The sequence below is a fragment of the Anoxybacteroides rupiense genome (assembly GCF_014196195.1).
In the GTDB taxonomy this organism is placed as follows: Bacteria; Bacillota; Bacilli; order Bacillales; family Anoxybacillaceae; genus Anoxybacteroides; species Anoxybacteroides rupiense.
Genome location: NZ_JACIDF010000007.1, coordinates 190,020 through 201,764, shown reverse-complemented (window position 1 = coordinate 201,764; position 11,745 = coordinate 190,020). Strand labels below are relative to the sequence as shown.

Sequence of the window (11,745 nt, the reverse complement as noted above, 5' to 3'; positions counted from 1 at the left end):
GAAGAAAAATCGAAAAAATACAAAAGCAAGTGGAGAAAAACGGCTCGTTTTTCTCCACTTGTTTCATTTTAGGGACTTATCAGACAGCCCCTTTTAATACTCATTTACTGTTTCTTATTGAACCAACACATCCTTTAGTTGAATAGTTTATTTAAACACGATTTAAGTGCGTGTCTTTAAAATGTGTTGGATATTTTAATCCATAACCAATCATTCTATCCATTCCGATATGAGCAGACCATATTAAACCTATCTCTAAAACCACTTCATTTGATAACAATACTCCTAAGATAACAGCTCCAATTGGTAAACTATATGTATGAAATAAATTATAAAGCACGGCACCAACCTTATTATTGAATAAGTAACCAATCATTGATATATCTGGAGCGAATAACAAAACGAAAAACAAGAGCCAACTAAATTGATTATAAGAGTAAAAATAAAGACTCAACAATAGGATAGCTGCCCCTTCTAAGTGTAAAAGAATTTTATTCATACTATTCTCCCTTAATAACTGTAATCTAACCATTTTGATAACAATCATGAGCATGTAAACCAGAACCTTTAAAATTATTTTATAGGAAATATGAACAGCGGGCAACGTCAGTGTTCATCCTCGATGAAATGCATTTAGCGAAGGATGCCTTTCTGCAGGATATCACGATCCTGTTCAACTTTCACATGGACTCAACGAATCTGTTTGTCTTGATTTTAGCGGGGCTGCCCCATTTACAGGCAAAACTACGGTTGAATCAACACCGTCCGCTTCACCAACGAATCATCATGCGATACCAGATGGGGCCTCTTGATAAGGAAGAAGTGGTGGGATATCGAACACCGCCTGAAACAGGCGGGAGCGAAACACCCGATTTTTACCCAGGCTGCCTTGGAGGCGATCGCCCTGCAGTCGCAGGGGTGGCCGCGGATCATCAACCACCTCGCCACCACTTGCTGTTATACGGCGCTCAATTAAAAAAACATATGATTGACGAAGACATTGTGCTTATGGCAGCCGAAGAAATAGGGTACTGACACAGCAGGGGTTGATCGTCCCCTGCTGTGTTCCATCTCTATTCATCCTCATTCTAGTCGATCACCCGAAATAATGTGCTAACGTTCGGAAATAATTTGAAAAAGGGATTCTGAAATAATGTGCTAATTTACATTAATCGGATGCGATAGCTGGATAGAAGCAAACAGTCTGCTCTCAAAATCTGTAGATTCCAAGGTAAGATAACCTCCTGACCAAAGTCATCGGAACAAAACAGGATGATTCATCCACTCATCAATCGGCTTGGATCCTTGTACTTCCAAAAGGCGCAAAAAATGGCGATAAACAGGCCGTACCTTTGATAAATCCGGAAATTCTAAACTGCTTGTATATCCCTTTTTGAACATTTGAGCCGCGTTATCATTAAAAATATATTCAAAAGCGATCAATTCCAATTCACGCGGACCAATGACATAACCTTGTGTATCCACAATCGATGTTACACGCTCGCCATTTGTAAGAAACTAAGTAGCATTCATATCCATCATTACATACGAAGATGATGAGGGAGCCGGTAACAACCGGGCTTCTTGACAAATTTTTGGCAACATGTCCCGAATTCCCTGGTTCTTGTCATCAATTTTCATATAAAATTTCTTAACTAGTTCTGTCATTACTTCAATCAGACGTTCATTGAAAACGGTCAATGGTTTGTGCGTTTCTCTAGGAAAGGCACCGATGCAAGCTGGTCGTCCATGTTCGGGACTCCTTTCAACACACCAAACTATTCATGCGCAGAACAGTATAGCACACCAGTATAACCGGAGCGTGAAGGCTTTGTAAAGGTTTCATGAATCTCATGTTTCAATCATGACGAAGACAGGAAAGATTTCTTAGTGAATTTATCAATTTATTCTCAATAATCCCAATAAAATTAATATCTTCTTTCTAATGCTAATTGAAGGTTACACTATGGTAGAACATCTTACAAAACGCATAATTAATACATAAAGGACGCCAAAAACCCACCACCTTAGAAACTATATACAATGACCAAAAATTAACCTTCAAAAGGGGGACACCATCATGATTTCCCAAGTTAAAAATAAGAACCTGTCCATGAAAAACCCCACCCCTTGCAGAACAAGAGATGGGGACTCACATAAGGAGGTCATATGAATGCAACATAATGATCATTATATTGCATTCATATATCAATGAACGTGTTGCAAAACGCATAATGGATGCATAAATGCACATAAAAAATCCACCACCTTGGAAATCATATACAGTGACCAAAACCAACTACCAAGGGGTGGACACGATCATGATTTCCAATTTAAACAACGAACATGCATGGTCTTATGAAATGGATCCACTTTTAGCATCCTTATTTCGATATATTGACTCTCTCTCGTTGCCGGAGACACCGTATGTGACAGGAAGACCGCCGGTGTCGAAAAAATCTTTATTGAAATGTTTCTTTTTGAAAACCTATTTTTCCATTGATTCCTTGCGAAAATTAGTACGCATTCTGCAGCGTTTTCGCTGTTTTCAGCGGGCTTGCGGGCTTAGTGAAGTTCCACATCTGTCTACGTTTTCCCGTGCGGCAAAGTGGTTTCGGGAACAGGGATTTCCTGTTTTTCACGCACAGCTGCTCCAAGATCTAGAAGTACGGTATCCCCAAATCGTGCTGATCGACAGCACGGCCCTTCGAAGCAGTCTTTACGATTCACAGGCAAAGTGGGGAGTGTCCACCCGATACCACTCCACTGGTTTAAAGGATATAAACTCCATCTCTGTACCACTACCGAGGGAATCATCTTATCTCACGTGTTGACCACAGCGAACCGGAATGATGCGGCAGTGGCACCAGAGTTGCTTGCTTCTTTGGGGCAATGGGAGATGGAGTTCGTGTTAGGGGATGCCGCGTATGACAGCGAAAAGGTTCGACAAACTGCTGAGCAAGCAGGAATCTTATTCATTTCCCCCATCAACCGCCGCAATAGCAAGGAACGAAAAGATGCCTATGGCCGGGTTCTTCCTGTCTTTTTGAAAACGAGGTTTGGCCAATGGCTGTTTGGGCTTCGCCGCGAGATTGAACGGGTATTTAACGAGCTAAAGAGTAATGGGGTGGAGCAACCCCGATGGTATGGATTTCATCGATATTTACTGCATGTGTTATGTTGCATCCTTATGCATAATTTCGAGTTTTTACTCTAGTTTTGCAACACCATCATCAATATTAACAATAAAATGAATAGAATAAAAATTTATTAAATTATAGAAGGGTTTTTGAATTTATTGTAGAAATTATAATAAAAGTAAATAAATGTTGGGGGTTGATATATTTGAAAGGTAATGATCCTATAATCCAAATGACCGAGATCGAAGGCTTACACTTTGAAACCAATTTGTATACAACATCTACAGACAATGGAATTTATAATGTTATTGCTAGCTCAGGACCTGGGATAACAGATCTCGTAACTCATAGCCCTAATTTCTATTACCTTCACTATGGTATACATGTTGGACAGGTGGATCGGCTAACTTTTTTTGGAGAACCAAACCAAAGGATTACCGGTTACTTTGTTGATTGTAGAAAAGATTCTCCTACTCTCCACAAACAAGTAGTATTAGAGTTTTACCCAGATCCCTCAAAAAAACTATACATTGATAGGGGAATTGCCCATACTTTTGATGGTTTAGAAAATATTTTAACTCGTGATGAACCAATATGGTACATGTCTATTGGTAACAAGGATTACAACATAGCTAATGATGTAATAAATGTTAAACGTGATACACCATTGGATAGATTTCCTGTGGTTACCACAAATGAATTTCCTATACCAAGAAAAGCATATGAGTTTGTTCTTGAACTCCAACATCTTACAATGATCGAATTACAACATTATCCAAATAGAGTTCCTATTACAATTAATGGAGAGAAACGTTACGTAAATTTAAAACCCAAAGTCCAGGAACAGAGGTGAAAATATTATGGAACTTAAAATTATGGATTCAAGTGATATAAATGGTGTTTTTTGGTGTAAGAACTATTATGTCCAAACTGGTCAGGAAAGTTTCACACTTGTTGCTAACTCTGGTCCATTAATCAGTGATATGATTTATTTCTCTATTAATTCCACAGACCACTTTATAATACAGGTGGGACAAATTGATCGTTTTACTTTTTTCGGGGATCCCAATCAAGAAATTACGGGTTTATTTGTGGATTGCCGTAAGGGATCCCCTACCTTACACAAAAAAGTAGAGTTAAAGTTCAAGCCAGATCCTACAAAACATCTTTATATTGAGAGAGGAATAGCTAAATTGTTTACCAATATTAAAAACATTACCGTACGATCAGAACCTATTTGGTTTTCGACTAATGTTAATACAGAATATAGCATAGGTAATGATAGATTAATCGTACCAAGCGACACTGAACTGGAAAACTTCCCTATTGTACAAATAAACGAACTCCCTTTGCCTAATAGGACCCTTCAAGTAATTCTTCAAAGAGAACAACGAATTTTAAGGGAAGGAGGGGAGTACAAGCAATCCTTTGATCTCTATATGGAAGGAGTAAAAAATAGGATTACAATAAAAAAACGTAGCTAATCTTTATTGAAAGGAGGTGAGCAATGATGGCTTTAATTGAAAAAGTACATTCTTCCTTGGAAGAATTACAAGAGTTAGTGAATCAAACGACCGATCCACTAGAGCGTGAGGGGTTAATTGCCTTCATTAATTGTGTTACTCCTCACCTAGAAAAAGCTTCTGCCACTTTTTTAGGAAAAATCGCTCAGGTAATTGGCTCCGATATTTCAACAACCGGATCTGTAGGAGAAGCTTTGGAAGCCTTAAAAGAGAAGTTTGAGATTGAAATTGAGTAGGAGAGAAAGTTTACAAATACTACCACCACATTACACACCAAGATCGGAAAATCCTCTATCCCTTATATCATAGAGGGTTTTCCGATTTTACTATATCATTTAAAGGAAGATGTCATATATGAAGAACATATACAAAAATAAAGCATTTCTCTTCATAATTTCGAGTCATTTTATACATAAAATAGCAGAAACCCTCTATGACCTAGCCCTTCCCTTGCTGGTTTTACATGCAACAGGCTCCTCCCTACTTATGGGATCGATGTACGCATTGGGTTTTTTTGCTGAATTTTTGGTTGGTTTCTTTGGTGGAGCAATTGTAGATAGTATAAACAGAAGGAAGCTATTAATGTTTATATCTGCTCTACAAGCCCTATTCATTAGTTTTCTTCCTATATCTGCTTCCTTCAAATTTTTTAACATGGTAATTATTTTCTTAGTTGCGTTCGCTCTGGATATTTGTATCGCCATATATAGGATTGCTGATACATCGATTATTCCCCAGCTAGTTGAAAAAGAACATTTGCCTCAAGCCAATGGTATCATGCAAATGGCAATTTCTACAGCAGAAGCTATAGGTCCAGCTATATCTGGATTATTAATTTCTACAATAGGATTATTTAATTCATTATGGATCAATTTTTCGACTTTTATCCTATTGTTATCTACATTATCCTTAATTAAATCACAAAGGACAGAACTAAACAATAATATTTCCTCCCCTAAGCAACTATGGTTTTCAAGTGTTCAAGGGTTGCACTATACACTAAAAAATCCTTTGTTCAAATTAATATTAATTTGGAACCTGTTTGTTAACTTTGGATTAAGTGGATCTGTCCTAATGATTGTGTTTCACCTAAAGGAAGTTATAGATCTGAAGAGCTTTGAAATTGGCTTGGTTATGACAATGTCAGCATTAGGAGGGATTACTAGTGGAGCAATATTCTCAAAGATTCAGGCGATTTTTAACTCAGGTAAAATGCTATTAATATCATCACTAACAACTTCTATAGCATTATTCCTGTTCCCTTTCCAAAATAATTGGATTTCTTCCGGTATAGTCGTCTTTGCACTAATGTTTAGTGTAGGACTAAATTCGAGACTAATTTATTTATTATTTCAATCTAGTGTCCCAGAGAAAAAATTAGGGAGAGTCATAGGCGCTTCTAGGCTAATATCTACTCTCCTAGCCCCTGTTAGCGTTCTTATTGCAGGATCAATTGCAAAGATAAATTCTAACTATGTATTTATTGGGGGCTCTATAATAATCGCTATATCAACAATCGTTGCTTTGAATACAGATCTTAAGAGAGCAAACTGGTCTGTAAGTATGAAATCCATTGCGAATACAGAATCACAATAATTCTCTCCATGTATTAACTATATAAGTTGAAATAAAGATTTTCTCCCGTTCTATGGCGAATTAAAGAGAGAAAATAGAGAACGGGAAAGAGTGGAATGTCGAACCACAAAAACGAAAGCGAAAAGTAAACGAGCATATGAACGCTACCAGGCGATTTATCTTCATTTGCAGGGATACAAAAAAGAGAAATCGCAACGACTATTGGTCGATTCAAGAAAAACACCTACAACTATATCCATACCTACACCTAGCGCGGTCTTGACGGACTGGAGATGAAATACTCGCCTGGCACCCCACGTCGATTGAGCCCTGAATAGGAAAAAGAGCTGACTTCGATCATGGAACATCAGCTTCCAGTAGAGGCTGGATTCGAAGCGAAATATCATTGGACGCTTGTGATGACGCTGAACTCATTCAACCAAAGTGGGGACCAAGGTATACTCTTCGTGGAACCAGTAAAATTCTGCATTAGTTAGGATTAAGTTATCCAAAACCGACATATCCACTAGTCAATGTCGATGAAGAAAAACAAAAAGAATTCGCCGAAGTCGCCTTCTCAGAAGTAAAAAAACTGTTAGATGGGAAAATCGCATATGTCCTTTTTCAAGATGAATCGATGTTCGGGATTACCAATCGATTCCAAAAACATGGTTTGTCAAAAAAAAAGCAACGGATCATTCCGACGTTTGGAACACATCAAGGGAGGAAGTTGATTGGCACGTTGAACTACGAAACAGGAATGTGTTTTGCATCGAAGAAGAACGCTATGATGCAGAAACATTTCTTCCATTTGTGTTAGAGCGCTATCCTACAGGCAAAATGGCGATGATTTTAGATAACGCTCGAATTCATCATGCCTAACTCACTCAGCCATTTTAAAAAGAACACGAAGATCGGTTAGAGCTCGTCTTTTTGCCACCATATGGCCCTCAACTGAATTGGATTGAAGGGGTATGGAAATCTAAAATCAGACGTGATTTACAATGTATTCTATTTGACTGTGCAGGAAATCAAAAAGAATGCTTAAACCTTTATTCAGAGAATCAACCAGAATCCAGACCACACAATCGACCGTTTGTGTGGTCTATTGCAGGGTATAATTCATACGAAAATAGGAATGAAAGAACATCTTTGGGCTAGGTCCTCTATTCCCAAGACATACAATTTGCTCTTCCCTCAGGCTATTATACTTAGATATCTATCTACTTGAGAATTGGAACATATCTTGATTTTATTAATTTAAATCATTTCACTAAAACTAATTTAAGGGATGTCTGAATTGAATAAAAAAGAAATTTACTAAAAATTTACTGTTAATTATAAAAAATAATGTTGTTGAAATATATAGTGATCTCAGGGAAATAATTATATTAAGAAAAAATAAAAAAGATCATAAAAAAATTGTCATTGAGTTATATAACTTTAACGGAACAATGAGTATAAGTATATACCCAGAGCTATTAAAAAATTATTGAAGATTTAAACCAATCTCAAATTGATGGATGATGATATAAATGTTTTATGATAAATATCCTCTGTCATTATATTTTGCAATAGAAAAGTACAGACAATGCCATTCCGCTTGAATAAAGCGCGGAACGACTTATATTTATGGAAAGTGATGTCATGATTGTACCCATAAAAGCTACTATTAGACATAAATCAACAAAAAATTATTGTATCCTATTGAATTTTTTTCGCAATCGCAATAAAGAAGTCAAGCTACATCGTCTTACAGAACAGTCATGGAGCTGAAAATAACATTGCTCTGACCTTCGTCATACCAATACATAATTAAAACCACTTGCCTTCCAACTGCAGGTTTTACAAGCTATCGTTTATTCATATTTATACGGTACACAGACCACACAACAAGCGAATCTATTGGATCTTGCCTCACTAATACATGGATGACTTGACAGGTATAGATTCGGACAGTTGCTAGTGTTTTTTCCACATTGACCATCCTTAGTATGCGCACACCAAGACGTCCAAAAAAGAGAGAGCGTTTCGATGGATCGCTCTCTCCCTATTGATTGCAACGTGATTATTCGCCTTTCACTAGTTCTAGCGGTACCGGAATAAAGGATTCTACTTTTTCGCCTTTCGATACTTTGAGGGCTGTTTGTACGGCTTGTTCGCCAATCATTTCCGGCTTTTGCGCTACCGTCGCCGCCATTTTTCCATCTTGGACGGCCTTCACAGCATCTTCTGTGGCGTCAAAGCCGACGACCCATACATCTTTCATGCCGTGCGCTTCCAATGCTTCTAACGCTCCAAGCGCCATTTCGTCATTATGGGCAAAGACGGCCTTGATATCTTTATGGCTTTGCAAAATGTTTTCCATTACGGATAATCCTTTGGCGCGATCAAAGTCAGCCGCTTGTTTCGCGATTACTTTGATATTGGCAGCGCCGTCAATGGCCTGATGGAAGCCTTCGCCGCGTTCACGAGCCGCTGATGAGCCAGGGATTCCTTCCAGTTCAACGATATTGCCGCCATCCTTTAATTTTTCAATTAAAAATTCTCCAGCCATTTTCCCGCCTGCTACGTTATCGGAAGCGATATGTGAGGCCACCTTGCCGCCTTCCGCGCTGCGGTCGACTGTGATGACCGGAATGTTCGCTTGATTCGCCGACTCAATAGCCGATGTTACCGCGCTGGAGTCGGTCGGATTGATTAAAAGGACATCGACACCTTGTTGAATTAAATCTTCAATATCGTTGATTTGCTTTGCCGAATCATTTTGTGCATCCGCAACCGTTAATTCGATATTGGCTTCTTTCGCCGCTTTTTCCGCTCCTTCCTTTAACGTCACGAAAAACGGGTTGTTTAAGGTAGAAATCGATAAACCAACTTTTAGCTTGCCTTCTTTCTTATCCTCGGATTTGCTGCCTGTATCGCCATTGTCTAAAGAGCAGCCCGCTGCTACCCCAACCGCTAAGAGGAGCACTAGCAGCATACTGAAAAATTTTTTCATCATTTCCCCCACTCCTTTGTTTTCTTTCATTTCATCTATATCAAACTTCTTTGCGGCGGTCTAAAATCACCGCAAGAAGAATGACAGCACCTTTAATTAATTGCTGATAAAACGACGAGACATTTAAGAGATTGAGACCGTTATTTAACACACCAATAATCAGCGCGCCAATGAGCGTTCCAAAAATCCAACCGCGGCCGCCCGATAGGCTTGTACCGCCGAGCACCACCGCAGCAATCGCATCGAGCTCGTACGATGTTCCAGCGGTTGGCTGCGCCGAGTTGAGGCGCGAGGTTAAAATAAGTCCCGCAAGCGCTGATAAACCGCCCGTCAACGAATAAATCCAAATTTTCAAGCGGTCGACGCGAATGCCTGATATGCGCGTCGCCTCCTCATTTCCACCAACGGCATACGTATGGCGGCCGAAGGTTGTTTTTTTCAACACAAAATATAGTGCCGCATAAATGACAAGCATCAAAATAATCGGAACCGGAATTCCTAGAAAATAACCGCGGCCAAGCATTTGGAACGACAGTTGATCCGAAAATCCGGTAATCGGGCGCCCTTCCGTATAAACGAGCGTCGCCCCGCGGAACACCGTCATGGTCGCCAATGTCGCAATAAATGGCGCGACACGCCCTTTTGTAATAATGATTCCATTCAGCGCCCCCATCACGAGACCAGCCGCAATCCCGACGGCAATGGCAACAGTCCCATTGACTCCGTCTACCATCAAACCGGCAGCAAGCGCACTGGAAAGCGCCAGTACAGAACCAACCGATAAATCAATGCCGCCTGTTAAAATGACAAACGTCATTCCAAAAGCAATCAATGCATTAATGGATACTTGACGAAAAATATTCAGCCAATTGTCTACTGTTAAGAAATGATCGCTTAATAGCGACAACACGATACACAACAAGATAAAGCCGATGAGCGGTCCCAGCTTTTTCATTTCCAAGCGCCAAGCTGCTCCAGTCTGTGCGAGTTTATCCGGATGCTGCATTATTCATTCCCTCCCGTCGCCGCGCGCATAATCGTTTCTTGATCGATCTGTTCATTGTCGAAAATGGCACTGACCTTTCCTTCATGCACCACCATAATCCGGTCACTCATCCCTAGAATCTCTGGCAATTCAGAGGACACCATCACGATGGCCACACCTTGTGCCGTCAGCTCGTTCATAATCTCATAAATCTCCTTTTTGGCTCCTACATCCACACCGCGAGTCGGTTCATCTAAAATCAGAATGCGCGGATTCATCATGAGCCATTTCCCAAATACCACCTTTTGTTGATTTCCTCCGCTTAGCGCTTTCACTTCCAGTTCAGCAGAAGCGGTTTTAATGTTTAAGCGGGCAATCAGCGACTGGACAAGCTCCGCTTCTTGTTTTGCGCGAATGATTCCCGCCGATGCTAGCTTTTCCGATGTCGGCAGTGTTAAATTTTCGCGAACGCTCATACTGAGCACAAGCCCTTTCATTTTCCGGTCCTCGGTAATAAAAGCCATTCCGTGTTCAATCGCCTGCCGCGGCGAGCCAAGCTTGACGGGCTGGCGATCAATATAAACGGCTCCTTCATCGACTTTGCGGATGCCAAAAAGCGCCTCCATTATTTCCGTGCGGCCGGCTCCCATTAAACCGGCGACACCTAAAATTTCTCCCGATCTCACAGAGAAGGAAACGTTATGAAACACGCCTTTTTGCGTCAGATTTTCCACCCGAAGCACTTCGTCGCCGATTGGCGCTGTTCGCTTTGGAAAACGCTCTCCGATTTGCCTGCCGACCATCATATGGACGATGTCATCGAAGTTGGTTTCAGCGATGGATTTCGTTCCGATCATTCTTCCATCCCGCAACACGGAAATTCGTTCGCAAATGGTGAAAATTTCCTCCATCCGGTGAGAAATATAAATAATGGCCACACCTTGCTGTTTCAGCGTTCGAATCACAGTAAACAAGGTTTGAATTTCCCGATCTGTCAGGGCGGCGGTCGGTTCGTCCATAATCAGACATTTGGCATCGGTCGACAGCGCTCTAGCAATCTCAATAATTTGCTGTTTCCCCACCGACAGCTTTCCAGCGATTTCATTCGGAGCGATGTCAACGCCGAGCTTCTGCAAATAAACAGAGGCCTGGTTTTCCATTTCCTTGCGCCGAATAATGCCTGTCCGGCCAACCGTATGCTCCCGTCCTAAAAAAATATTTTCCGCTACCGTTAACGTAGGAATGACGCTCAATTCTTGATGAATAAACACAATCCCGTCGCGTTCGGCCTCTTTCGGATGGCGATAATGCACGTCTGTTCCATTGACGGCAATGGTCCCACCATCCTTTTCATACATCCCTGTTAAAATTTTCATTAATGTCGATTTCCCCGCTCCGTTCTCCCCCATCAAGGCATGCACTTCTCCAGAGCGAATCTCCAAATCGATTCCGTCTAAAACAAGATGATGATGAAACGATTTCCTAATTCCTTTCATTTGAATCAACGGTGCTGTCACGGTT

Annotated in this window: 9 protein-coding genes and 3 pseudogenes; 7 read left to right on the top strand and 5 right to left on the bottom strand. The window is 40.4% G+C overall.

Translation table 11 applies throughout. The features are described from left to right. Positions 1-151: 151 nt before the first annotated feature. Positions 152-499 carry a DUF4260 domain-containing protein gene (locus tag GGQ95_RS13075; protein WP_183186921.1) on the bottom strand — a complete coding sequence of 116 codons (348 nt, stop codon included), beginning with the start codon at positions 497-499 and terminating at the stop codon, positions 152-154. An 80-nt stretch (positions 500-579) separates the two neighbouring features. Between GGQ95_RS13075 and GGQ95_RS18355 the strand changes: the two are divergent. Then, positions 580-1,035 (top strand): annotated as a pseudogene (locus tag GGQ95_RS18355) (ExeA family protein); the annotation flags it as partial. 219 nt (positions 1,036-1,254) lie between these two features. Here GGQ95_RS18355 and GGQ95_RS13065 read toward each other — a convergent pair. After that, positions 1,255-1,485 (bottom strand): hypothetical protein, encoded by a 231-nt coding sequence (locus GGQ95_RS13065; RefSeq protein ID WP_183186920.1) that lies wholly within the window; start codon positions 1,483-1,485, stop codon positions 1,255-1,257. An 836-nt stretch (positions 1,486-2,321) separates the two neighbouring features. On the opposite strand from GGQ95_RS13065, the pseudogene GGQ95_RS13060 reads away from it, so the two are divergent. The 6 genes and pseudogenes from GGQ95_RS13060 to GGQ95_RS13035 form a co-directional block, all read left to right on the top strand. Next, a pseudogene (locus GGQ95_RS13060) lies at positions 2,322-3,217 on the top strand (transposase). 128 nt (positions 3,218-3,345) lie between these two features. Beyond that, complete coding sequence (locus GGQ95_RS13055) at positions 3,346-3,993, top strand: dTDP-4-dehydrorhamnose 3,5-epimerase family protein (RefSeq protein WP_080861532.1); 648 nt, start codon at positions 3,346-3,348, stop codon at positions 3,991-3,993. Between the two features lie 7 nt (positions 3,994-4,000). Further along, positions 4,001-4,624, top strand: coding sequence for a dTDP-4-dehydrorhamnose 3,5-epimerase family protein (locus GGQ95_RS13050; protein ID WP_080861528.1), 624 nt, complete (start codon positions 4,001-4,003; stop codon positions 4,622-4,624). A 26-nt stretch (positions 4,625-4,650) separates the two neighbouring features. After that, on the top strand, positions 4,651-4,899 hold the full coding sequence (locus GGQ95_RS13045) for a hypothetical protein (RefSeq protein WP_080862879.1): 249 nt from the start codon (positions 4,651-4,653) through the stop codon (positions 4,897-4,899). Between the two features lie 118 nt (positions 4,900-5,017). After that, on the top strand, positions 5,018-6,259 hold the full coding sequence (locus tag GGQ95_RS13040; RefSeq protein ID WP_161491061.1) for an MFS transporter: 1,242 nt from the start codon (positions 5,018-5,020) through the stop codon (positions 6,257-6,259). A gap of 90 nt (positions 6,260-6,349) precedes the next feature. Next, a pseudogene (locus tag GGQ95_RS13035) lies at positions 6,350-7,283 on the top strand (IS630 family transposase); the annotation flags it as partial. 1,023 nt (positions 7,284-8,306) lie between these two features. Here the strand turns inward: GGQ95_RS13035 and rbsB are convergent. From rbsB to GGQ95_RS13020, 3 genes are read right to left on the bottom strand one after another with little or no spacing between them, the layout of a single operon-like run. Next, a complete protein-coding gene (gene rbsB / locus GGQ95_RS13030) occupies positions 8,307-9,239 on the bottom strand; it encodes a ribose ABC transporter substrate-binding protein RbsB (RefSeq protein ID WP_066150843.1) in 933 nt (310 codons plus the stop codon). Positions 9,240-9,279: 40 nt separating this feature from the next. Beyond that, positions 9,280-10,245, bottom strand: coding sequence for a ribose ABC transporter permease (rbsC, locus tag GGQ95_RS13025; protein ID WP_044741590.1), 966 nt, complete (start codon positions 10,243-10,245; stop codon positions 9,280-9,282). Beyond that, positions 10,245-11,720, bottom strand: coding sequence for a sugar ABC transporter ATP-binding protein (locus GGQ95_RS13020; RefSeq protein WP_159720981.1), 1,476 nt, complete (start codon positions 11,718-11,720; stop codon positions 10,245-10,247). The genes rbsC and GGQ95_RS13020 overlap by 1 nt, the downstream gene beginning before the upstream one ends. Between the last annotated feature and the right edge of the window lie 25 nt (positions 11,721-11,745).